24 protein-coding genes are annotated in these 22,997 nt (G+C 33.9%); 15 read left to right on the plus strand and 9 right to left on the minus strand.

Annotation, left to right across the window (positions count from 1 at the left end; all coding sequences use genetic code 11):
• Both DMB68_RS17670 and DMB68_RS17675 read left to right on the plus strand, forming a co-directional pair.
• A complete protein-coding gene (locus tag DMB68_RS17670; protein ID WP_110347947.1) occupies window positions 1-1,029 on the plus strand; it encodes an iron ABC transporter permease in 1,029 nt (342 codons plus the stop codon).
• Between the two features lie 36 nt (window positions 1,030-1,065).
• Window positions 1,066-1,842 carry an ABC transporter ATP-binding protein gene (locus DMB68_RS17675; RefSeq protein WP_110347948.1) on the plus strand — a complete coding sequence of 259 codons (777 nt, stop codon included), beginning with the start codon at window positions 1,066-1,068 and terminating at the stop codon, window positions 1,840-1,842.
• Here DMB68_RS17675 and DMB68_RS17680 read toward each other — a convergent pair.
• The 3 genes from DMB68_RS17680 to DMB68_RS17690 form a co-directional block, all read right to left on the minus strand.
• Window positions 1,839-2,315, minus strand: coding sequence for a hypothetical protein (locus DMB68_RS17680; protein ID WP_110347949.1), 477 nt, complete (start codon window positions 2,313-2,315; stop codon window positions 1,839-1,841). The two genes, DMB68_RS17675 and DMB68_RS17680, sit on opposite strands and share 4 nt — an antisense overlap.
• A 2-nt stretch (window positions 2,316-2,317) precedes the next feature.
• Window positions 2,318-2,773, minus strand: a complete 456-nt coding sequence (locus tag DMB68_RS17685; RefSeq protein WP_110347950.1) for a tRNA (cytidine(34)-2'-O)-methyltransferase — start codon at window positions 2,771-2,773, stop codon at window positions 2,318-2,320.
• 77 nt (window positions 2,774-2,850) lie between these two features.
• Complete coding sequence (locus DMB68_RS17690) at window positions 2,851-3,417, minus strand: pseudouridine synthase (protein WP_110347951.1); 567 nt, start codon at window positions 3,415-3,417, stop codon at window positions 2,851-2,853.
• Window positions 3,418-3,559: 142 nt separating this feature from the next.
• Between DMB68_RS17690 and DMB68_RS17695 the strand changes: the two genes are divergently transcribed.
• The 3 genes from DMB68_RS17695 (at window position 3,560) to DMB68_RS17705 (ending at window position 8,564) form a co-directional block, all read left to right on the plus strand.
• The gene (locus DMB68_RS17695) at window positions 3,560-3,937 is read left to right on the plus strand and encodes a hypothetical protein (protein ID WP_165830163.1); all 378 of its coding nucleotides are present in this window, start codon (window positions 3,560-3,562) and stop codon (window positions 3,935-3,937) included.
• Between the two features lie 145 nt (window positions 3,938-4,082).
• Window positions 4,083-4,835, plus strand: a complete 753-nt coding sequence (locus DMB68_RS17700; protein ID WP_110347953.1) for an SDR family NAD(P)-dependent oxidoreductase — start codon at window positions 4,083-4,085, stop codon at window positions 4,833-4,835.
• A 297-nt stretch (window positions 4,836-5,132) separates the two neighbouring features.
• On the plus strand, window positions 5,133-8,564 hold the full coding sequence (locus DMB68_RS17705) for a T9SS-dependent choice-of-anchor J family protein (protein ID WP_110347954.1): 3,432 nt from the start codon (window positions 5,133-5,135) through the stop codon (window positions 8,562-8,564).
• Between the two features lie 68 nt (window positions 8,565-8,632).
• Here the strand turns inward: DMB68_RS17705 and DMB68_RS17710 are convergent, their stop codons facing one another.
• From DMB68_RS17710 to DMB68_RS17730, 5 genes are read right to left on the minus strand one after another with little or no spacing between them, the layout of a single operon-like run.
• A complete protein-coding gene (locus DMB68_RS17710; protein WP_110347955.1) occupies window positions 8,633-9,166 on the minus strand; it encodes a MepB family protein in 534 nt (177 codons plus the stop codon).
• Window positions 9,167-9,178: 12 nt separating this feature from the next.
• A complete protein-coding gene (locus DMB68_RS17715) occupies window positions 9,179-11,110 on the minus strand; it encodes a hypothetical protein (RefSeq protein WP_110347956.1) in 1,932 nt (643 codons plus the stop codon).
• Complete coding sequence (locus DMB68_RS17720) at window positions 11,107-11,658, minus strand: RNA polymerase sigma factor (protein WP_110347957.1); 552 nt, start codon at window positions 11,656-11,658, stop codon at window positions 11,107-11,109. The genes DMB68_RS17715 and DMB68_RS17720 overlap by 4 nt, the downstream gene beginning before the upstream one ends.
• A gap of 50 nt (window positions 11,659-11,708) precedes the next feature.
• Window positions 11,709-12,107 carry a hypothetical protein gene (locus DMB68_RS17725; protein ID WP_110347958.1) on the minus strand — a complete coding sequence of 133 codons (399 nt, stop codon included), beginning with the start codon at window positions 12,105-12,107 and terminating at the stop codon, window positions 11,709-11,711.
• Window positions 12,108-12,115: 8 nt separating this feature from the next.
• Complete coding sequence (locus DMB68_RS17730; RefSeq protein WP_110348057.1) at window positions 12,116-12,976, minus strand: protease complex subunit PrcB family protein; 861 nt, start codon at window positions 12,974-12,976, stop codon at window positions 12,116-12,118.
• A 187-nt stretch (window positions 12,977-13,163) separates the two neighbouring features.
• Here DMB68_RS17730 and rmuC point away from each other — a divergent pair, with 187 nt between their 5' ends.
• From rmuC to DMB68_RS17750, 4 genes are all read left to right on the plus strand, one after another.
• Window positions 13,164-14,537, plus strand: a complete 1,374-nt coding sequence (gene rmuC, locus DMB68_RS17735; RefSeq protein WP_110347959.1) for a DNA recombination protein RmuC — start codon at window positions 13,164-13,166, stop codon at window positions 14,535-14,537.
• Window positions 14,538-14,585: 48 nt separating this feature from the next.
• The gene (locus DMB68_RS17740; protein WP_110347960.1) at window positions 14,586-15,134 is read left to right on the plus strand and encodes an acyl-CoA thioesterase; all 549 of its coding nucleotides are present in this window, start codon (window positions 14,586-14,588) and stop codon (window positions 15,132-15,134) included.
• A 40-nt stretch (window positions 15,135-15,174) separates the two neighbouring features.
• On the plus strand, window positions 15,175-15,570 hold the full coding sequence (locus DMB68_RS17745) for a VOC family protein (protein ID WP_110347961.1): 396 nt from the start codon (window positions 15,175-15,177) through the stop codon (window positions 15,568-15,570).
• 205 nt (window positions 15,571-15,775) lie between these two features.
• Entirely contained in the window at window positions 15,776-16,345 is a 570-nt protein-coding gene (locus DMB68_RS17750; protein ID WP_110347962.1) for a YceI family protein, read from the plus strand.
• A gap of 8 nt (window positions 16,346-16,353) precedes the next feature.
• On the opposite strand, the gene DMB68_RS17755 is transcribed toward DMB68_RS17750, so the two are convergent.
• Window positions 16,354-17,265, minus strand: a complete 912-nt coding sequence (locus DMB68_RS17755) for a TIGR01777 family oxidoreductase (RefSeq protein WP_110347963.1) — start codon at window positions 17,263-17,265, stop codon at window positions 16,354-16,356.
• A 97-nt stretch (window positions 17,266-17,362) separates the two neighbouring features.
• On the opposite strand from DMB68_RS17755, the gene DMB68_RS17760 reads away from it, so the two are divergent.
• The 6 genes from DMB68_RS17760 (at window position 17,363) to DMB68_RS17785 (ending at window position 22,738) form a co-directional block, all read left to right on the plus strand.
• Window positions 17,363-18,025 (plus strand): TetR family transcriptional regulator C-terminal domain-containing protein, encoded by a 663-nt coding sequence (locus DMB68_RS17760; RefSeq protein WP_110347964.1) that lies wholly within the window; start codon window positions 17,363-17,365, stop codon window positions 18,023-18,025.
• Window positions 18,022-19,329 carry an ABC1 kinase family protein gene (locus DMB68_RS17765; protein ID WP_110347965.1) on the plus strand — a complete coding sequence of 436 codons (1,308 nt, stop codon included), beginning with the start codon at window positions 18,022-18,024 and terminating at the stop codon, window positions 19,327-19,329. The genes DMB68_RS17760 and DMB68_RS17765 overlap by 4 nt, the downstream gene beginning before the upstream one ends.
• A complete protein-coding gene (locus tag DMB68_RS17770; RefSeq protein ID WP_110347966.1) occupies window positions 19,326-19,607 on the plus strand; it encodes a TIGR03643 family protein in 282 nt (93 codons plus the stop codon). Before DMB68_RS17765 ends, DMB68_RS17770 begins: the two co-directional genes overlap by 4 nt.
• Window positions 19,604-20,287 carry an SDR family NAD(P)-dependent oxidoreductase gene (locus DMB68_RS17775; RefSeq protein ID WP_110347967.1) on the plus strand — a complete coding sequence of 228 codons (684 nt, stop codon included), beginning with the start codon at window positions 19,604-19,606 and terminating at the stop codon, window positions 20,285-20,287. The genes DMB68_RS17770 and DMB68_RS17775 overlap by 4 nt, the downstream gene beginning before the upstream one ends.
• 3 nt (window positions 20,288-20,290) lie before the next feature.
• Complete coding sequence (locus DMB68_RS17780) at window positions 20,291-21,709, plus strand: SDR family oxidoreductase (RefSeq protein WP_110347968.1); 1,419 nt, start codon at window positions 20,291-20,293, stop codon at window positions 21,707-21,709.
• Window positions 21,710-22,015: 306 nt separating this feature from the next.
• Window positions 22,016-22,738, plus strand: coding sequence for a hypothetical protein (locus tag DMB68_RS17785; protein WP_124019447.1), 723 nt, complete (start codon window positions 22,016-22,018; stop codon window positions 22,736-22,738).
• Window positions 22,739-22,997: the final 259 nt, after the last annotated feature.

Consider the following 22,997-nt stretch of genomic DNA (forward strand, 5'->3'; position numbering starts at 1 on the left):
TTGGCAAACAAAAAACGAAATACTATTTTATTTGTCCTTTTGGCTTTAGGACTTTTACTGATGTTTTTTATGAGTCTTAGCTTAGGCTCTGTGAATATTCCGTTTAAAGATGTCTATTTAAGTTTAACAGGCGGGCAGGCCAGTAAATCGACATGGGAATATATCATTATCAATTACCGTTTGCCAAAAGCAATTACCGCAGTTTTAGTAGGAACCGGACTTTCAATAAGCGGTTTATTGATGCAGACTTTATTTAGAAATCCACTTGCGGGGCCTTATGTTTTGGGATTAAGTTCCGGGGCAAGTTTAGGAGTGGCATTTGTTATTTTGGGTGCGGGATTTTTACCTTACTTTTTAAAAATCATTGCCTTATCATCTTACGGAATTGTTTTGGCCTCCACTTTAGGAAGTACGCTTGTTTTACTATTGGTGTTGTTGGTTTCGCAAAAGTTGAGAGATACAATGGCTATTTTAATCGTCGGTTTAATGTTTGGAAGCTTTACAACCGCGATTGTTAGTGTTTTAACTTATTTTAGCACTGCTGAACAGCTTCAGAAATTTACATTCTGGTCATTGGGAAATCTTGGAAATCTTTCATGGAAATCCATTTGTGTTTTGGCCTTTTCCGTATGTTTTGGTTTGGTTTTAAGTGCAGGCAGCATCAAGCCTTTAAATGCTTTGTTATTGGGAGAGAACTATGCAAAGAGTATGGGATTGAATTTAAAGAAAGCAAGATTGATTATCATTTTTGCGACAAGTATTTTGTCAGGAAGCATAACAGCCTTTGCAGGTCCAATAGCCTTCATTGGATTAGCCGTGCCACATATTGCAAAATTGACATTTCAAACCAGTAATCATACGGTTTTGTTTTGGAGTACTTTGCTTTTTGGAGCTATTATTGTGCTATTTTGTGATGTAGTTTCGCAAATGCCAGGCTTTGATGTGACATTGCCTATAAATGCAATCACATCTATTATTGGAGCACCGGTTGTGATTTGGCTGTTGGTACGAAAAAGAAATTTTCAGTAAATATTCAGGAAAGGAAAACTCAGAATCTTTAAAAAAATGAAAGCTATTCTATCAACTTCGAATTTAAATATTGGCTATAAATCCAAAAAGGGTGTAACAACTATTGCCGAGAATTTGAATTTGAATCTAACCTCAGGGAAACTCATTTCTTTAATTGGAGCAAACGGAATTGGAAAATCGACTTTACTGCGAACCATTACAGGTATTCAAAAACCATTATCAGGCAAAGTATTTTTGAATGATAAAAGTATTTCAGAATATAAACCGTTAGAATTAGCTCAAAACCTGAGTCTGGTTTTAACCGAAAAACTGCCTCCAAGCAATCTTTCTGTTTTTGAACTTGTTGCTTTAGGACGTCAGCCCTATACAAATTGGGTGGGAACTTTAACTCAGACAGATATCGAAAAAGTGCATGAAGCAATGCAATTGACACAAATAGAACATTTGGCTTCAAAAAGGCATTTTGAAATCAGTGACGGACAGTTGCAAAAAGTTTTAATCGCAAGGGCTTTGGCGCAGGATACACCACTGATTATTTTAGATGAACCTACAACGCATCTCGATTTACTGCATAAAGTTTCACTATTCAAATTGCTGAAAAAGCTAACGCAGGAAACCCAAAAATGTATTTTATTTTCGACGCATGACATTGATTTGGCCATTCAGTTAAGCGATGAAATGATTATTATGACACCGGAAATGGTGGTGCAGGATGAACCTTGTCATTTAATTTCAAAAGGAAGTTTTGCGACATTATTCAAAGATGAAAACATTGTTTTTGATGCTGAAAAAGGGAAATTTATTGTGAGTTAGAGAATGTTTTCTCTGGGATATCGGTTTCTATTAATTTTAAGGGTCAGTTGTAATTCTTCTCTGTCGATGTTTAAATTACTTATGTTGTATTTTATAATTTTATTTTGATCGATAATGTAATAAATGAAAAAATCGGTGCTCGACCTGCCGGAGATTTTAGTATCGACTCTTTCGTTTTCAATATTACACCAAGAAACAAGCTCTTCATTTCTGTACTGAATTCCTTTAGAGTTTATTCGAAACTGAACTTCATCGATTCTCTTTAATAATTTGGATGCGTGGTATGTTAAAAATAAAATAACAGGCAATAATAAAAAGAATGCTATGAAACCATTTTTATTTGTCAGCGAATAAATTGCAAAGATTAAAAGTCCAAATGCAGCTAAAAACCAAGTGAAAACTGTAGTTTGAGAATAATAAATTAATTTTTCTTTCGAATGACTTAGATTATTAGCATCAATTAAAGGCCTCATAATTATTCTTTTAGTGCAATCTGTCTCTTTGCTTCACCAACCACAAAGGCAACAGAATTCGCAATATTGAAACTACGAATTAATTTCGACATTGGAATCGTTAAATGGTTTTCAAATAAAGCCAGAACTTCTTTGCTCAAACCAACACTTTCTTTCCCAAAAACCAGCCAGTCCCCATCCTGAAATTCTGTTTCCAAATATGACTTTTCAGCATGTGAACTCATTAAAAAGACACGTGATTTGTCCTGAATCTGCTGCATCCATTCTTCCACATTTTGATATTCTGTGACATCAAGATGTGTCCAATAATCTAACCCAGAGCGTTTTAAGTTTTTATCATTAATTACAAATCCAAACGGATGAATTAAATGCAGTCTGCTTTCTGTGCCAACGCACAAGCGGCCTATGTTTCCGGTATTATTTGGTATTTCAGGTTCTACAAGAACAACGTTTAGCATCTTTTTGAGTTATAAAAGTTATGGGTTATAAGTTATGAGTTTTTTGGAATTATCTAATGGACTAATTGCCACATTATCTAATTCTCAAATTGATCTACCTCTCGGACTTCTCCGGCTTTTAAGTCTTGCAAATATACATTTCCTATCCGAACACGCACTAAACGTAAAGTTGGAAAACCAACTGCTGCTGTCATTTTTCGAACCTGGCGGAACTTTCCTTCGTTAACGGTAATCGAAGCCCATGATGTTGGGCCATGACGTTCATCCCTGATTTTTTTAGCTCTTGGACCAAAATCCGGAATTTCACTAACTATAAATGCAGAGCAGGGTTTTGTTTTATATTTTCCTCCTTCAAAACCAATTTCAACCCCTTTTTGCAGTTGTTCAATTGCTTCCGGAGTAATAATGCCGTCAACCTGAACGTAATATTCCTTGTCTACTTTTTTGCTTCTGATCTGTTCGCTCACTTTTCCGTCAGTTGTCAGTAAAAGCAAGCCTTCAGAATCTTCGTCAAGTCTTCCGATTGCCATTGTACCTTCTGGAAAATTATGTAGTTCGCCCAAAAGCTTTTTCTTTCTTTTCAATTCATAAATAAATTGACTGAGATAGCCGTAAGGTTTAAAAAGAAGGAAGTGACGATGCATGTTTTTATTTTCTTGCAAAGATAGTTTTGTTTCATCTTCATTAAAAAAATAATCGAAGAATAAACTAAAAGCAATGTTAAACCATTTAGTTTTAAAATTTAGAATTCGTAATATTATAAGAAGAATATTAAATGAAAAAGATATGGAAACGAATAACTTAGGTTCTAAAAAAATAAACGGAGTACAAAAAGATATAGACGAATCGAAAGGGAAAAATATTTCGCACGATGGAAAATCAGAGGATGCAAATTTAAAAAAAGAAGTTGTTACTGATAAGGAAGGAAATAAAACGATTGTAGAAAGAGCCCGAAATGAAAATGAGGAAATTAGAAAAGATAAAGGTAATGTGAGCCTGAATAATGCCAATTCAAATCGTGGCGTTTCATCTGAAGATGAAGCAAAAAAAACGGTCCAAAACAAAGATCGAAATTCGGACATCACGCCAAACCGTTACCCAAATTCTCATCCGGAAAGTCATAAAAACAGAGGGAACATGAAATTAGATGAAGATGATAAATAAGGAAAAATCTCCTGATAAATTTGATCCTAATGTGAAATAACATTTGATTATGATAAAGTCTTAATCTTATTGTAAAAGCTGTTTTTGCTAAGGCTAACTGAATATGTCTTCGTAAATTTAGGAAACAAATTTAAAATTTAAGAATATGGCACTTTTAGAAAACAAAGTAGCTTTTGTATCAGGTGGCGGTTCAGGTATTGGACGTGCAGTCGCAGAAGCTTATGCCCGTGAAGGAGCAAAAGTTGTAGTTTCAGATATTAATGTGGAACATGGAGAAGAAACTATAAAGATTATAAAAGAAAATGGCGGAGAAGCCTTTTTTGTAAAAGGTGATTCATCAAGTGCACTCGACAACAAACATATGGTCGAAGTAACAGTATCCAAATACGGTCGGCTTGATATAGCGTGTAATAATGCCGGCATGGGCGGACCTGCAAAACCAACAGGTGAATACGAACCGGATGCCTGGGATAAAGTTATAGCACTAAATTTAAGCGGTGTTTTCTATGCCTGTCGGTATCAATTGGAACAAATGGAGAAAAACGGAGGAGGAAATATCGTTAACGTAGCATCAATTCACGGACAGGTTGCAGCCCCACTAAGTCCCGCATATACAGCTTCAAAACATGGAGTAGTGGGATTGACAAAAAATATTGCCGCTGAATATGCCCAGAAAAATATTCGTTGTAATGCTGTAGGTCCAGGTTACATCGAGACAGCATTATTAAAAGACAACTTAAATACAGATGCCATGAGTGCCATAGCTGCAAAAGCACCCATGAATCGATTAGGAACCTCAGAAGAAGTGGCAGAGTTGGTGTTGTTTTTAAGTACTGAAAAATCTTCATTCACAACCGGAAGCTACATTATTGCGGATGGAGGTTATACGGCTGTTTAGATTTTTTTTTCATAAAAAATGCCCCCAAATAGTGTCTGACTTTTTGGGGGCAGTGCATTCAGATGGTCTTTTTTTATATTTAAGCAATACTTTTTTTGTTAACAAAACTTATGTGTAAGAATGTTAATTTAATGATTTACGATTCGTTTTGTTAACGATATTTAATATAAATTATTCTAAAAATGCTTTTTGTTGTCGAATTTTTATAAATAATTGGTTTTTAAGTTTAGAGTTTTATAATAATCCCTTAACTTTAAGATACATAAATTTGTAGTCTTAAACTTAATTTTAAAACTCATGAAAAACATTTACTTCTTCAGACATTTAATGGGTCTTTTATATTTGTTTTACTTTTCAGGCAGTCTTTTTGCCCAGACTATGCCAACTGCTAAATCACTGCCATATAATCAAAACTTTAATGATTTAGCGGTAACTTCAACCTCTTATCCGGATGGATTTCAAGGTTGGAATACAGCCATTAGGCCTGGCTCATCATTTAATACCAATGCAATTCCTGTTGAAAATAAAAGTTTGACTACCGGAACAAGTTCAAGCAGTACAGCAGCAACAAGTAGCGGCAATATTCATAATTATAATGGGAAAATAGGATTTTTAAATAACGGAGATTTAGATTTAACAATTGCTTTTGCTTTTGATGCTACAGAACAAAAAGCGATCCAGGTTCAGTATGATGCAATGACAATTCGTAATCCATACAGCGTACCGCCAGCTACGACCAATAGTCGAATTAATGAAATGATTTTACAATATAGGGTTGGAACCACCAGTCCATTTGTTTCGTTGTTACCAACGGCTTATGTTAACACTTCCGAAAATCAGACAGGCGCTACAACTGATCCTCAGAATTTAAAAAACATAAAAATAACGCTGCCTGCAGAATGTGATAATCAACCTGTAGTTCAGATCAGATGGATTTCCAGACAAGTTTCAGGATCAGGTTCCCGACCTTCTTTTGCAATTGATAATATTGATATTCGCAGCGATATTGTTGCTCCAATCAGTGAAGCAGGTTATCCAAAAGCAGATAATATTTTGTCTGAGAGTTTTGATTTTTCGAATAAAATTGATGAAATCGGAAAAACCTTTTATGTTCTGTTACCGGGAGGAAGTGCACAACCTTCAGTTAGTCAGATAAAAGCGGGTCAGGATGCAACAGGAACAGCAGCCTTACAATCCGGTTTTTTTGATATTACTGATGCTTCTCAGGTATATGTGAAAAATTTTACGGGACTAAATCTGAATACTGCTTATTCTGTTTTTTCTGTATCAGAAGATTCTCATGGAAATGTTCAGGCAGTTGTCAATAAGGTTGATGTTACAACTTCAAATGTAATTAGTCCTTCAATATCAACTTCAATTGCGATATTAAATTTAGGTTTTTCTGAACCAAATTATGATTCTGAAAGTTTAACTTACCAAATTCAGGCAAAAAATCTTGTTGAAGCTGTAACGGTAACAGCGCCGGCTAATTTTACAATTTCTAAAGATAATGTCACATTTGTTTCTGCTTTGATATATCCTGCAGCTGATTTTGATTCAAATGCAGCAGTAACTGTTTATGTTCGTTTTACGCCAACTGTCACAGGCAATTTTTCCGGAGATATTACGCATGAGACTAAGGGGGCCGCGATGAAAAATGTCTCTTTATCAGGTGTTGGAATTAATCCATATGTTCAGGGATTTAATGATGTGAATGTTTTAGCCAACAGTGGCTGGACACAATATAATTCAGCAGGCCCTGTAAATGCATGGGTCAATACAACAATTGCCAGAAATGTAAATTCAGGAACCGGAGCAGTTCTCATGAATGGGTATTCAGACGGCGGAGCTAGTAAAGACTGGTTGATTTCGCCTAGATTACGTTTGGATAATTTTACTCAATTTGTATTGCTGTCTTTTTACTCTCGCAAATTTTACGCAGGCCCTGAATTAAAATTAATGGTTTCAACTGATTATGATGGAAAAAGCAATCCTGAGACAGCAACCTGGGTAGTGATAGATGGTAAATTTCCAACTACAACAGGAACCTATACCCAATCACAATATATAGATTTAAGTGGCCATAAAAGCAATAAAACTTATTTAGCCTGGGTTTATGAAACTACAGCAGGAGGAAATAATAATGCTGCAGAGTGGTCGATAGATGATATTGCCATTACTGACAATGTAGGTTATATAGCTTCAAATCCTGTTTTAGATTTTGGTGATGTAAATGTAAATGCGGTGTCTGTAAGTCAGTCTTTTATTTTTAAAGCAGAAGGATATGGCGATATCACGCTTACAGCTCCGGCAGATTACCAATTGTCACTAGATAATATTTTATTTCAATCCAGTGTTATAATTGATGCAACGGATGCTGCAAATAACAAAACGGTCTATGCAAGATTTACACCTTCTGTAAAAGCATTGACTATTTCAGCAACATTAGCGGCTACAGGAACTTCATTAAACAGACAAATAGGATTATTCACAGGTTCTTCAATTCCAAAAGCAGATACTTTTGATGTGGTATCCTATAATCTGGAGTTCTTTGGTACTGATGTAAAAGGTACTGATGGAGTGGAGTTTGGTCCAACAGATGATGCTCTTCAAATTGATAATGTGGCAAAGGTTATGAATAAATTAAATGCAGATGTTTATGTAGTACAGGAAGTATCAGATGATCCGTCAATTGATCAATTAATTCAAAAAATAAGTATAAACGGAAAAATATTCGATAAAAGAATTTCAACATCATGGTCGTATTCATTTAATGCACCTGATCCAAATTTTCCTCCTCAAAAATTGGTGGTGCTTTATAATACTAAAACTACAAGTGTTAAAAAGACCCGTGTCATGTTTAAGGATTTATATGATGAGGTTCGTGCTGGAACTACAACTTTGCCAAATTATCCGGGTGGTAATGGTGCCAGCTTTTTCTCATCAGGACGTTTACCTTATATGGTGCAAATTGAAACTAATATTGGAGGGATTAAAAAAGAAATCAATCTGATTGATCTTCACGCCCGCGCAAATAGCGGAACAGACATTTCGAGATACAATATGCGTAAATATGATGCCGAATTGTTAAAAGATAGTTTGGATGTTCATTATCCAAATGCCAATTTCATGATTTTAGGAGATTTTAATGATGATGTTAAAGCATCAGTTATTACCCCAAATCCTTCTTCTTATGAGGCTTTTGTAACCGATACAAATAGATACAATGCGCTTACTTTGGGTATTAGTCAGGCAGGTGTTTACAGCTTTTTAAGTTCCGGAGGATTTTTGGATCATATTGTTGTTTCTAATGAGTTGGGAGACGAATACATAGCAAATTCAATATCAGTTTACGATCCTCGTACAGATATTGCTAATTATATAACTACAACCTCAGATCATGGACCTGTAATTGCCCGTTTTGAACTGAAAGATGATAATCTGGGTACAATTGATTTTGAAACCAATAAGGCATTTGCTGTAAAAGCATTTCCTAACCCGGCCACAGATGTTGTGAATTTTGAGGTAAAAAGCAGTACAGACAAAAAACTAAAATTGAGACTTTATGACAGCAACGGACGTTTAGTAGGTAACTCTGTTAAGATCAATGCGAGTCAGGATATCAGTACTACAGCAGTTCCTGTAAATTATTTACAAAGTGGACTTTATATTTACACCGTGACAGAAAATAATAAAGTTGTCTTTAAAGGAAAAATCATAAAAAAATAAGCAGAAATAATCAATTACAAAAAAGGCAGTTCAATTTTGAACTGCCTTTTTATTATTTTCTAAAGTTCTTATTGGACATCAAATAATTTTTTTGCTCTTGAAACAATAGATTCATTTTCTGCTATTTCTAAAAAATAATCCAACTGCCATTGTTGTGTTTTTTGAGCCTGTCTGCTGGTAGTAATATCCCATGGCGGGTAAACTCTTGTAGCCCTTTTGCCTTCCTTTGCTGAAGTAGAAAAAATTCCTTTCTCTAATAAAACAGCTTTTGGAAAGATAAATTGACCAAATTTCTTTTCTTTTCTAACCCTAATGATGACAAAATCTATTAGATCTGAAAAATCAAAAGGTTCAATGGTTCCGGATGTATTACGTTTCCATAAAGTGACAAATTGCCCTGTTTTTGTTGGCGTAATTTTAGATTCCCTGTAACAGACTTTTTTGCAGTTGATCTCAAAACGATAAGCGCTATATTCTGCACTTTCATCTTCTGGTTCAGGCTGAGTGCATTCTAAATCACAACGGTCAAAAATTAATTCTCTCGCAAGAATTAAATCATTTGGTATGGATTTGGAGTTACTCCACTGTGTTTTATCAGCCATTTTAGTTACAACTTAAAACGAAACATTCAAACCAAAATTGAACGACCATTGAAATTGATTAAAGGTTTGGTTCGTTAATGGATTGATGTAATAGTTCATGCCCGGCTCAACGAAAACATGTGTCTTTTTGTATAAACGATATTGAAAAGTGCTGCTTAGCAAAGAACCATAAACAAAGTCACTGGCGTTTGAATTATCACCTATTGAATTGCCATTTAAAGTCACATTGTTTGAAATCAATTTCCCTACAAAACCACCGGTATTCAAACTAATATTGGTTTTGTTTTTACTGAAAAGAGCATAAGAAACCTCAAGTGGCATCTCAATATATTTTAAACTCTGTTCCATGTTTCCACTTTCAAGGTTGTCACTTTTTAAAGCATTGCTGGTGTTTTTTGAAACAAAAACATAGCTCGAATTGTTTGTTATTTTTGGTGTAGCTCCACTAGCAAATGAATTTGGGCTAAAATAATCACTCATTACCGGTGATGATGATAAATTATGGTTGTTATAATAAGAAACATTAGCAATGCTTTGTCCTAACTCGTTAATTTTTAAACCAGAACTTACAGCCCATTTTTTATTGAGTTTATAATTGGTTTTTACTCCGTATGAATTGGTTTGTTTTGATTCATTAACATTGCCCAGCGTTTTTTGGTTATTGTAATTTTCTGAATTTGCAATCCCTGCAAAAACTTCCAAAGACCATTTTTCAGAATTAGCATCCGGTTTAATTTCTTTGTCTTTTTCGGTTTTAATTTCTACAATACCTTTTTCTAAATTTTGCAATTCTACTAATTGAAGAGAATCTTGTTTGTTCAGTGAATGGGCTGTTATTGAGTTGTTTTTTTGAACATTCTCAGCAACGATTGTTTTATTTGAAACTGTTTGATCTGAACCTTCTTTTTTAATATTCGGTTTATTATCTGAAACTAAATTTGAAGTACTCATAGTAACGGCAACCGTGTTTTTTGAAGTCAATTTATCTTCGAAAATAGAATTTGGTAACTGGTTATCAGAAAAAGAATTGACTGAGTTTTGTTTTCCTGCACTGAATGTTTTTTCAGCCAGACCCTGATTTTCATTTCTTTTTTCAGCTGGGATTTGATTATTAGAAAAAGAATTGAACGAATTCTGTTTTCCTGCGTCAAATGTTTTTTCAGCCAGACCCTGATTTTCATTTCTTTTTTCAGCCGGGATTTGATTATTAGAAAAAGAATTGAATGAATTTTGTTTTCCTGCGGCAAATGTTTTTTCAGCTACAGCCTGATTCTCATTTCTTTTTTCAGCCGGGATTTGATTATTAGAAAAAGAATTGAATGAATTTTGTTTTCCTGCGGCAAATGTTTTTTCAGCTAAAGCCTGATTTTCATTTCTTTTTTCAGCTGGGATTTGATTATTAGAAAAAGAATTGAATGAATTTTGTTTTCCTGCAGTATATGTTTTTTCAGCTACAGCCTCATTCATGTTTTTTGTTCCAATTTTTGAATTTTCATTAGAAATTCCGGAATTGATTTTATTATTAGAATCGGTATGAGTAATTGTTGTTCTATAAGTATTCCTGTTTTGAGAATTGTTTGATTGATTTTTTATGTCTTCTAAAGATGAATTTTCAACAATATCAGATTTTTTTTCGATATTATTTTTTTCAATAGACGCTTTTTCAGTGTTATTTAAGTCTTTTTTGTTTTCGTCAAGAACAACGCTTTTTTCTATCGATACGTTATTGATCGTTTCAATTCCTGAATCAGAATTCAAATGTAGTACGGAAGGGAGTAATAGTCCTAATAAAAGGCATGCAGCAGCAGACCACCAAAGAATTACTTTCTTTTTCTTTTTAGGTTTATCAAGTTCTTCCTCAATTTTACTCCACAATTCGGGTGGTGGAACACTCGAAAAGTTTTCAATCGATGAAAAAATATCTTCTATTTTTTGCTTTTTCATGCTGTTTTAAAATTTTTAATACTCAAAATTCTTTTTTGTAAAATTCGTTTGGCTCTGTTTAAATTGGATTTAGAAGTACCTTCTGAAATTTTGAGTTGGTCCGCAATTTCCCTATGTTTCATTTTTTCAAAAACATATAAGTTAAAAACCATGCGGTACTGATCTGGTAAGTCTCTGATATATTCGAGTAATTTTTCTTGTGCTATCGGGATAATTTCTAATTCCTCTTCTTCTATGAAATCGGTATCAGGATCAAAAACATCCAAAAAGAAACTTTCTTTTTTTTTCTTATTTAGTGTTTCGATTAGTTTATTGATGAAAATTCGCTTTAGCCATCCTTCAAAACTGCCTTCAAACTTGTATTGATGGATTTTTTGAAAAACAATAACAAATGCCTCCTGAAAAACATCTTTGGCATCGTCTTCATTTTTCATATATTTTAAGCAAATACCATACAAAACAGGAGAGAACAACTGATAAATTTTCAGTTGTCCTGCTCTGTCGTTTTGTATACATTGTTTAATATATATGTCTAAATCGTCTTTCAAAAATAGGGTAGTTTTGTTGTTGCAAAAATAATTTTTTTTATACTCTTAACCTATTTTTTATAGATAGTACGTGTACCCTCAGAGTCATTACTTATGATTGTTAAGTTTTGATTATCAAGGATTTCAATGATGTATGTTTTGCCTTCAAAAGAAATCAGGTCTTTTTCTGACTGGTCAAAGACACTGATTCCTTTTTTGATTTCATACGTGCTGTTACGAATTTCGACATCATCTTTGTAGGTGATGATTTTTCCTTCAGGAGTAAAAACTATTTTTTTATTAAATCCTATTGTTTTGGGAGTAGAAATGTAAGGATTGCTTTCTCCTCCTATCGTTTTTTCCCATACCCAGGTGTTAATAATCTGATTGGTTTTGGCTTTGTTAGCCTTTAATGAATAGGCAGTTGTGAAAATGCTAAATACAATAAAAAGAAATAGTTTTTTTGTCATGATTCGTTTTAAATTTTTAAGAGTACAATTTTATCTTTAATTGCCTTCTTGAACGCTTTCACTTCTGTACTTTGATCTGCTGTATCTGTATTGTCGATATAGATTTTTGTTGTACTGGCACCTTGGCGTAATTCAAAATAAACACCACCCTGATTCGCCGGGTCTGGAGATCCATAGGTTTTGGTTTGGCCTTTTAAGTTTAAGATTTCAGTTGGGACACTTTTCAGAAACAACGTATATTCACCCCTTTTTATTGTAGCAGTATTTTTATACTGACCAAATTCGTAATTTCCGGCACTTACATTTAAGAATTTAAGAGTATTATAATCGTTTAGTTGGAAAAAGTCATTAACGGTTCCAAAAGTTCCAATTACAATGTTGTCTTTATTCTCTGTAGTTTTGTTATAATAGATAGGTTTTGTCGTTTTAGGAATCAAAACATAATCAGCAGGATAGTTTGCACCAGGAGTAGTTGTTTCGCCGCTTTGTGGACCATACTCGTAAAAATTAACAACAATCTGACAACCGTTTTCTACTATCGAAGAAATCTTTATTCCATAACCGCTGGTTGCTTTTTGACCTGCAAAAAGTGCAACCAAAAAGTTATTGCTGAAATTAATATTTGGATCACTTGCAATAGTACATGTATTTGCGTGTTGTGTAAAATATTGATTCAATTTTTCTTGTGTATTTATAACTATAGCTGCTGGGTTAGGCAGTTGTTCTTTAATACTATAGTTACAAGTAAGAGGAAAGCCACTAAAAGGAACAATCGTATATTCTCCACAATTATTCTGTGGCAAATCATCATTCAGTGAACAGGCACTGAATCCAAAAGCTATAAATAAGCTTAGCATTAACTTTTTCATGATATCATTATTAGGTTTATATTTAGTAGATGTAATCATTTTAAAATGGTTGCGTTGAAAAATATTTTTTTTTAAATGGAGTGAATTGTTTGTTTAATTTAGAATGATTACTAATTCGTGAAATTTTAATTGTAAAGATTAACAACTACGTATTATTGCGTACTTTTACTTAAAAATAAACGTAGTTATGCTCGATTTACTTCCGTTTTTAATCATTTTCCTTATTGCCTTGTTTTTGGGGTTCTACTTAGGCAAAATAGTATCTTCAGCGAAATTAGAATCAGAAAAAGTAAGCCTGAACGAAAAGCTAAATGCAGCCAATACCCAGCTTCAATTGCAGAAAGAACAATTTCAAAGTGAAAAAAACAATTTTGATAAACAGGTCCATCTAATCAATTCGGAGAAAGAGAATATTCGTAACGAAAAAGACAGTCTGGCCATTCAGCTTTCTAAAAAAGAAGTCGATTTTGAAAATTTATGGGAGCGTCATAAAGAACAGAAAGCTGAAATAACAGCATTACAGGAAAAATTTACCAAAGAATTTGAAAATCTGGCCAATAAAATTCTCGAAGAAAAATCAGCAAAATTCACCGAGCAAAATTCCGTAAATATGAAAAATATTCTGTTGCCTTTACAGGATAAAATTCAGGGTTTTGAGCAAAAAGTAGAGCAGACGCATAAAGAAAGTATTGATTATCATGCAGCCCTGCGTCAGCAAATTTTAGGGTTGAGCGAAATGAATGTTCAGATGAGCAAAGAGACTTTAAATTTGACAAAAGCGCTAAAAGGTGACAGTAAAATGCAGGGTAATTGGGGCGAACTGGTTCTGGAACGTGTGCTCGAAAAATCAGGTCTTGAAAAAGGGAGGGAGTATGAAGTGCAGCAAAGTTTTACCAATGCTGACGGTAATCGTGTATTTCCGGACGTAGTGATTAATTTGCCTGATGGTAAAAAAATGATTGTTGATTCAAAAGTTTCCCTTACTGCTTATGAAAAATGGGTAAATGAAGAAGAGGAAATCCTAAAAAGTGACTATCTGAAAGAACATGTCAATTCCTTAAAAAGGCACGTTGAACAGCTTGGAAGCAAAAATTATCACGATTTATATCAAATTGAAAGCCCGGATTTTGTTTTGCTTTTTATTCCGATAGAACCTGCTTTTGCCATTGCCTTAAACGAAGATTCTGCTTTGTATAATAAAGCTTTTGCCCGAAATATTGTAATCGTTACACCAACGACTTTACTGGCTACTTTAAGAACTATTGACAGTATGTGGGCCAATCAGAAACAACAGGAAAATGCTTTTGAAATTGCACGTCAGGCAGGAGCATTGTATGATAAATTTGAAGGTTTTGTATCGGATTTGCTGAAAATCGGAAACAAAATAAAAGATACCAAAACCGAATATGAAAATGCCATGAATAAATTGGTTGACGGAAGAGGAAACCTAATTTCTAGTGTTGAAAAATTAAGAAAAATGGGCGCTAAGGCAAAAAAAGCACTTCCGGAAAATATTGTTGCAAGAGCTTCAAATGCCGATGAAAACCAATTATTGAATTAAATTTTTCATTTAAAATACAACTAAACAAAACCATAAATTACAAGATTAATGACTACAGATTTTAAACCCGTTTCTTCATCAAAAATTAGCATTTCAGAGTTAATGCTTCCGTCGCATACTAACTTTAGCGGTAAAATTCACGGAGGTTATATTTTACAGCTTCTGGATCAGATTGCTTTTGCATGTGCTTCAAAATTTTGCGGTAATTATTGCGTAACAGCTTCTGTTGATACGGTGAACTTTTTAAAACCTATTGAAGTTGGTGAACTCGTAACAATGAAAGCTTCCGTAAATTATGTTGGACGTAGCTCAATGATTGTGGGTATCCGTGTTGAGGCAGAGCACATTCAGACAGGCGTGATTAAACATTGCAACTCGTCTTACTTTACAATGGTAGCAAAAGATAAAGAAGGCAAAAGTGTTCAGGTTCCGGGATTAATTTTAACCAATCTGGATGAAGTACGCCGCTTTAGAAAGTGTATTAAACAAATTGAAACCAAAAAAGAAATAGAAGAGCACGCCAGAGAAGCCAAGGTAAATTCAATCGAAGATCTGGCAAGTTTGGATAAGTATAATGTGTTGCTTGAAATAGGATAATTTTCTACCTTGTAATAGTAATATTATAAATAAAAACAAGATGGTAAAGTTTGGTTATACAATTTTATATGTAGAAGATGTAGAAAAGGCAATTACATTTTATGAAAATGCATTTGGCTTTTCAAGAAAATTTGTGACACCGGAAAATGATTATGGGGAATTAAGCACAGGAGAAACGACAATTTCATTTGCTTCAAAAAAACTGGCTTCACAAAATTTATCCGATGGTTTTATCGAAAGCAGTTTAGAAGATAAACCTTTTGCAATAGAATTAGGTTTTATAACAGATAATGTTGGCGAACTGGTGCAAATGGCGACTTCTTTCGGGGCTGTTTTAGTTTCAGAACCTAAACAGAAACCCTGGGGACAAATAGTTGCTTACATTAGGGATTTGAATGGGTTTTTAATTGAAATTTGTACAGCAATTCCGGAATAATTTATTTTAAAATATTCACAAATATTTAGCACAAAATCGACATCCTTATTACCAGAAATTCCGTAACTTTAAGTGTAATCATTTATTAGGTTACGGAATTTTTCACGGAGTCGCCATTCGATTTTTTGAATCTGATCAATTTTAGTTTTTATCTTCTTCTTAAATCTAAAAACCGAATGACATAATTGTTTAATTGCTGACGATTATGAAAAGAACTATTTTTTTTATTTTATTATTTACCGCATGCTCTATTATTGCTCAGGAAAAAATTACTACAAATAAGGCAATAATAAATTTTGAAGCTTCTGTGCCATTTTTTGAAGAGATTAAAGCGGTAAACAATTCGGTTATGATTATTTTAGACCCTAAAACAAGTACCTTATTATGTACTGTTGTAATGAGAGATTTTCGTTTCAGGCTGGATTTGATGGAAGAACATTTTAACGAAAATTATATAGAAAGCAATCGGTATCCCAAAGCTGTATTTAAAGGTAAAATTGCAAAATTTGACCTGAAAGATATGGATGAAATCGAAAAAGAATATATAATCAAGGGAAAGTTAACGATACGTGGAAAATCGAAAGATATTTTGGTAAAGGCTTTGTTGAAAAAAGTGAATGGCGGAATACAGATTAAGTCTGATTTTCCAATTTCAATTTCTGATTTTGATATTGAAATTCCCAACAGAATAGCGTCTAAAATTGCAAAAACAGTTAACACTGAATTAAACGGTGTTATTGGAAATGACGAAAAGATTCTTTTAACTTTAAAGTAAAATTGAATTTAAGAGATGCAATTTGAAAGCGCTCTTTCCAAATCTTCAAACTGAAATTTGAAACCTTCGTTTTTAATTTTTTCAGATGAAACCCTTTTTCCGGTCAGTACAGCAATACTCATTTCGCCCAAAACTATTTTAAGTACAAAAGCCGGAACTTTAGGCAGCCAAATAGAATATTTGAATAAATTGGCAAGTGTTTTAGACAATATTTCGTTTGTAGTATTGTCTAAGACAGTTGCATTATAAGCACCTTTCATCTGTTCGTCCTCAATAGCTTTCAGGTAAATAGCACATAAGTCTTCAATATGAATCCAGGGTAAAAATTGATTCCCGGATCCTAATATGGTTCCAAAACCCATTTTAAAACCAGGTAAAAGTTTTTTTAGAAAACCTTCATTTCTTCCTAAAACAATTCCGGTTCTGATTTTTATAGTTTTGATGCCCAGTGATTCAATTTTTGTAACAGCATCTTCCCAAATTTGGCAGGTAGTTCCTAAAAAATCATTTGCGACAGGAGTACTTTCTGTACAAATTTCATCAGAAGTTTCAGCACCGTAAATTCCAATTGCTGAAGCAGAAACAAATGCATTCAATGATTTATTATTTTTTTGTAAAACCGAATGAATAAGGTCAATAGGTTTAGTACGGCTTTCTAAAATGGCTTTTTTGCGTTTGGCTGTCCAACGCTTTTCTACAATTCCTTCGCCTGCCAGATGAATAACAAAATCAGCATTCAAAACTGCTTTTTCGTCAATATAATTACGGTCTAAATCCCATTTGTAATAGGTAACAGAATCAGTATTATTTCTGTTTGATCTGCTTAAAACAGATACCGAAAAACCATTATCAATAAGCATCTTGGTAAGATATTTTCCAATGAATCCTGTTCCTCCGGTTAGCAATACGTTTTTAGTCATAATAGTTTATCATATATTTAACAGTGCCTGCTGTTTAAGCTTTTATAAAGATACTTAAACATTGCTTACCTTTAAGGCGAATTCTAAATTAAAAAAAATGGCTGCTAAAAAGAAGGTAATCAGTAAAGAAGATATCGTTTCAATATACATGAATGAAGTTTTGGAAAAAGGTCAAAAGCCAAAATCGGTTTATCATTTTGCCAAAGATAATGATTTTACAGAGGCTGAATTTTATGCCTTTTTTGGAACGCTCGAAGGTTTGGAAAAAGAAATTTTCAGGTTGTTTTTTGTCAATACCGTTGATCTGTTACATAAAAACAGCGATTATTTAGAATACGACATGAAAAACAAAATGCTGAGTTTTTATTTTACTTTCTTCGAAATTCTGACAGCCAATAGAAGCTACGTTTTACAATCACTCAAAATTGACAGAAACCCGTTAAAAAATCTTGTCCAGCTTACTTCTCTCAGAGATAGTTTTAAAGAATACGTTTCTCAAATCCTGACGGATGATTACAGACTTGAAGTTGAAAAACTGCAAAAGTTCCAGGAGAAAGCCATCCAGGAAAGCGCCTGGTTGCAATTGATGTTAACGATAAAATTCTGGAAAGACGATGAATCTGCAGCTTTTGAAAAAACAGATATTTTTATAGAAAAATCAGTAAATGCTTCCTTCGAATTAATGAATGTAGCACCAATGAACCATCTGATAGATTTAGGGAAATTTCTCTTCAAAGAAAAAATATACAGCAAATCATGAAAACAATCGATTATATCCCAACTTCAAAAATAGAGAGAGCCGGAAAACTCGTTCAGACCGGAGCTAAAATTGGAGTGAATTATGTTAAACATTATGCCGAAAAAATAGTCAATCCAGATTTGACCCGTGATAAACTCAATGAAAACAATGCCGAAGATATTTACGACGGACTAAAAAGCTTAAAGGGAAGTGCCTTAAAAGTTGCCCAGATGCTGAGCATGGACAAGAATTTTCTTCCTCAGGCGTATGTTGAGAAATTTTCGTTATCACAATTTTCTGTTCCGCCGCTTTCAGCTCCATTGGTTTTAAAAACATTCAAAAGTAATTTTGGAAAAACACCTTATGAAATCTTTGACGAATTCAATGCAAATTCCGTAAATGCGGCTAGTATTGGTCAGGTACATTTGGCTGTAAAAAATGGTAAAAAACTGGCAGTTAAAATTCAGTATCCGGGTGTTGCGAATAGTATTTCGTCAGATTTGGCTTTGGTGAAACCTATTGCGATAAGAATGTTTAATCTGCAGGGAAAAGATTCTGATAAATATTTCAAAGAAGTTGAAGATAAACTGATTGAAGAAACTAATTATCTACTTGAATTAAAACAAAGTCAGGAAGTTGTTAAAGCCTGCAGTAAGATCGAAAACATCCTTTTTCCGAACTATTATCCGGAATTCTCCTCAGAGAAAATTATCACAATGGACTGGATGACCGGAATTCATCTTTCAGAGTTCACGGCAAAAGATTTTGATCGTGAAACCGGAAATAAAATCGGTCAGGCACTTTGGGATTTTTATATGTACCAAATCCACGTTTTACGAAAAGTCCACGCCGATCCGCATCCGGGAAATTTTTTGGTTAACGAACAAAACCAGTTAATTGCGCTGGATTTTGGCTGTATGAAACAAATTCCGAATGAGTTTTATATTCCGTATTTCGAACTCATTAATAAAAATGTCATTACCGATAAAGACCGTTTCAATGATAAATTATTCGAATTAGAAATTCTTCGCCCAGACGATTCGCCTGCAGAAATCGAATATTTTACAGAGATGTTTCATGATTTATTGTCGCTTTTCACAAAACCGTTTCAGGACGAAACCTTCGATTTTGCCGATGAGACTTTTTTCGAAAGCATTGCCAAATTAGGCGAGCGTTTCTCGAACGATACCAATCTTAAAAAAATGAACGGAAATCGTGGTTCCAAACATTTTATTTACATGAACAGAACTTTCTTTGGGCTGTATAATTTAATGTTTGATTTGAAAGCAAAAATTGTGGTTGACCAATTTCAAAAATACCAATGATAAAAGAAGAAATGACCGATCTGGAAAAAGACAGAATCATAGAAATGGCATGGGAAGACAGAACAACTTTTGAGGCTATCTTTATGCAATTTGGATTGAAAGAACAGGAAGTTATCGATTTAATGCGAATCGAAATGAAAGCGTCAAGTTTTAAAATGTGGCGGGAACGTGTTCAGGGGCGGAAAACCAAGCATGAAAAATTGAGGGACTTTAAAGAGGGTCGTTTCAAATGTTCCAGACAAAGACAAATAAGTCATAATAAAATTTCGAAAAGATGAGGAATATTCTAATCATCGGAGGAAGCAAAGGTATTGGGAATGCAGTTTTGCAGCAACAGTTAGAACGTAATAACGTTTTTAATATCAGTCGAACCGAGCCAAATCTTACACATTCAAACCTGACGCATTTTAGTTTGGATGTTTTGCAGGATGAACTTCCTGAAATCGAAAATATAGACACTTTAGTTTATTGCCCGGGATCGATTACTTTAAAACCTATTTCGGGTTTAAGTGTTGATGATTTCAGAACTGACTTTGAAATCAATGTCATTGGTGCCGTAAAAGTGATTCAGAAATACTTGCCTCTTTTGAAAAAAGGTAATCAGCCTTCCATTGTTTTGTTCAGTACCGTTGCTGTAAAATTAGGAATGCCTTTTCACGCCAGTATTGCAACTGCAAAAGCAGGAGTTGAAGGTCTGGTAAAATCACTCGGAGCAGAATTGGCTCCCACAATACGTGTCAATGCAATAGCACCCACAATCACCGAAACTTCACTTTCAGCTTCCATACTGCGAAACGATCGTATGAAAGAAAATATGATGGAACGCCATCCCATGAAAAGTTATTTAAAACCTGATGAAGTGGCTAATATGGTTGATTTCCTAATTTCTGAAAAGGCAAATTCTATTTCAGGTCAGATTTTCGAAATGGATTATGGCCTGGTGAGTTTTAAAATATAAATCATGAAAATTCTCTTAACAGGCGCTACAGGTTATATTGGAAAACGTACTTTGCCTATTTTAGTAGCAAAAGGGCATGATGTAATTTGCTGTGTAAGAGATAAAAACCGATTTTATATTCCGGAAGATTTTCAACAAAAAGTACAGGTTGTCGAAGTTGATTTTTTAGATAAGGAAACTTTAGTAAATATTCCGACAGATATTGATGCCGCTTTCTATCTTATCCACTCCATGTCTGGTTCTGATACGAATTATGATGAATTGGAAAGTATTTCGGCAACGAATTTCTCAGAAAGGATCAATCAAACACAGGCACAGCAAATCTTATATTTAAGCGGAATCGTAAATGATAAATCACTTTCTAAACATCTGTCTTCAAGAAAAAATGTCGAAAGCATTTTAGCTAAATCAAAAGTGCCTTTGACCACTTTAAGAGCAGGAATTATAGTAGGTTCCGGAAGTGCTTCTTTCGAAATTATCCGTGATCTGGTCAATAAACTTCCTGTCATGATTACGCCCAAATGGCTCAATACAAAATGCCAGCCTATTGCAATCAATGATGTATTGGAATTCCTTTCAAAATCGCTTTTAAATCCGCTTACTTATAACCAGAGTTTTGATATTGGAGGCCCGGATATTCTAACCTACAAAGAAATGTTACTGGCTTTCGCCGAAGCAAAAAATCTAAAAAGATATATTTTTACCATTCCGGTCATGACACCTAAACTGTCATCGTACTGGCTGTATTTTGTAACCTCGACCTCTTATAAACTCGCAACAGCCTTAGTTAGCAGCATGAAAGTTGAGGTCATTTGCAGTGATCATCGCATTAACGAACTTTTAGTCGTTCAGCCCATTCCTTACAAAGAAGCACTTTCGAGGGCTTTATCAAAAGTTGGGGAAGACAAAGTAGTATCAAGCTGGAAAGATTCCCTGATCAGCGGAAGGTTTAGCCAAAGCATTTCCAATCATTTAAAGGTGCCTAAAAAAGGCTGTTACATTGACCGAAGAAAAAAAGAAGTTCTGGATCGCGACTATACGATTAATCAAATCTGGTCGATAGGAGGGGAAACCGGCTGGTATTATGGCGATTGGCTCTGGAGTTTCAGAGGTTTTATCGATAAGTTATTTGGTGGTGTAGGCTCACGTCGTGGACGAACCAATAAACATACTATTTATGCCGGCGATGCACTCGATTTTTGGCGGGTTCTGTATGCCAATAAAAAAGAAGGAAAACTGATTTTATACGCCGAGATGAAACTGCCCGGCGAAGCATGGCTAGAATTTAAAATCATTCACAATACTTTATATCAGGCGGCGACTTTTAAGCCAAAAGGAATCTTAGGAAAATTATATTGGTATTCCGTACTGCCTTTTCACGGCTTTATCTTCAACGGAATGCTCAATAAACTCATTAAGTAGTTTCAGGAGCTAATTCCAGCTGTACACTCTATCTTTTGTGGCGAACCCCGCCACAAAAGGATGCCGTTTCCATCTGGGCTAGGGCTTTAGTTTTCATAAGAGCTTTTTTTATTACAGGGCATCCAATAAAAATTACATATCATGATTTGTAAATATTTATTTATACATTCGTAAATAACTATTGTATGTACTATCAGATATATACCCACAATATGATGGCTTTGTATGATTTCATCAGACATATATACAAGTTATGCCTAACCTTACCGCATAGAACGCAGAAAACAGCAAAAACAAACATTCAGAATGTATAAAATACTAAAAGCTTTTCGTCAAGATCTTTTCATATTATTTATAATTAGCATCTCGCTAATTTTTATAATGGAATTTTTTTTAACAAACATTCCTGAATTTTTTGACGGAGGAGCAACATTAGGAATAATAATTTTAAAAATATGCTATTCCATAATGGCATCAATTATATTTTATTTTTTTGCAGTACATTTAAAAGATTATAAAAAACGTAACCAAATTTCACCTCTTTTAAATAAATATTTTAAAAAATTAAAATCAATTAAAAACGTATGGCTATCAGAATTATATTTTATTGCAACATTTCAAAGTAAAGGTAAATTAGATTGGCCTGGATTGGAAGCTCTAATTACGGATTATTTTCCTAGCTCAGAAGAAATAGAAAAATTAGCTAAATATACTCCACTTAATGAGACCAGATCCTCAATAGATAAAAATTGGATTTATAGAACTTATAGGCTGAAAAATCAGATTGAAACTCTTTGTGAAGAAATTTTACGATTAGACATTTACTTGAAACCAAATGAAATATCTCTAATTATGGAATTAAAAACTTGCGATTTGTTCTCAAAAATTGCAGTTCATAAATTTTCTTTAGATAATGGCAATAATATAGCAAATGAAAATATTAGTTTTTTATCCCCTGAATTAGAAAGCTTTTTAAATTTGTTTGAGAAAATTGAAACAGAAATAATATTGGAAACTAAAAAAGGCTAGGCATAACATACGCTACAAGCAATTTGGGTATTAGGCTTAATTTGAAATTCGTTTTGTATTTGGAAGATTTGGCAAATCCGAAGACAAGGTTTAATTTAGTCCCAAACTGCTTGTAGCGCGAGAACGTCAGTCTGTGAAAAAACCTCTTCAAATTTAGAAAGTATTCGGAGAGCCACCGGAGAAAAATCTCAAATATGAGATTCTCAAGACGTTGATTTTAGTTTTTTCACAGACTGACGTTGTAGACAATTTTGGACAC

The sequence above is a fragment of the Flavobacterium hydrophilum genome (assembly GCF_003202405.1).
Taxonomy (GTDB): Bacteria; Bacteroidota; Bacteroidia; order Flavobacteriales; family Flavobacteriaceae; genus Flavobacterium; species Flavobacterium hydrophilum.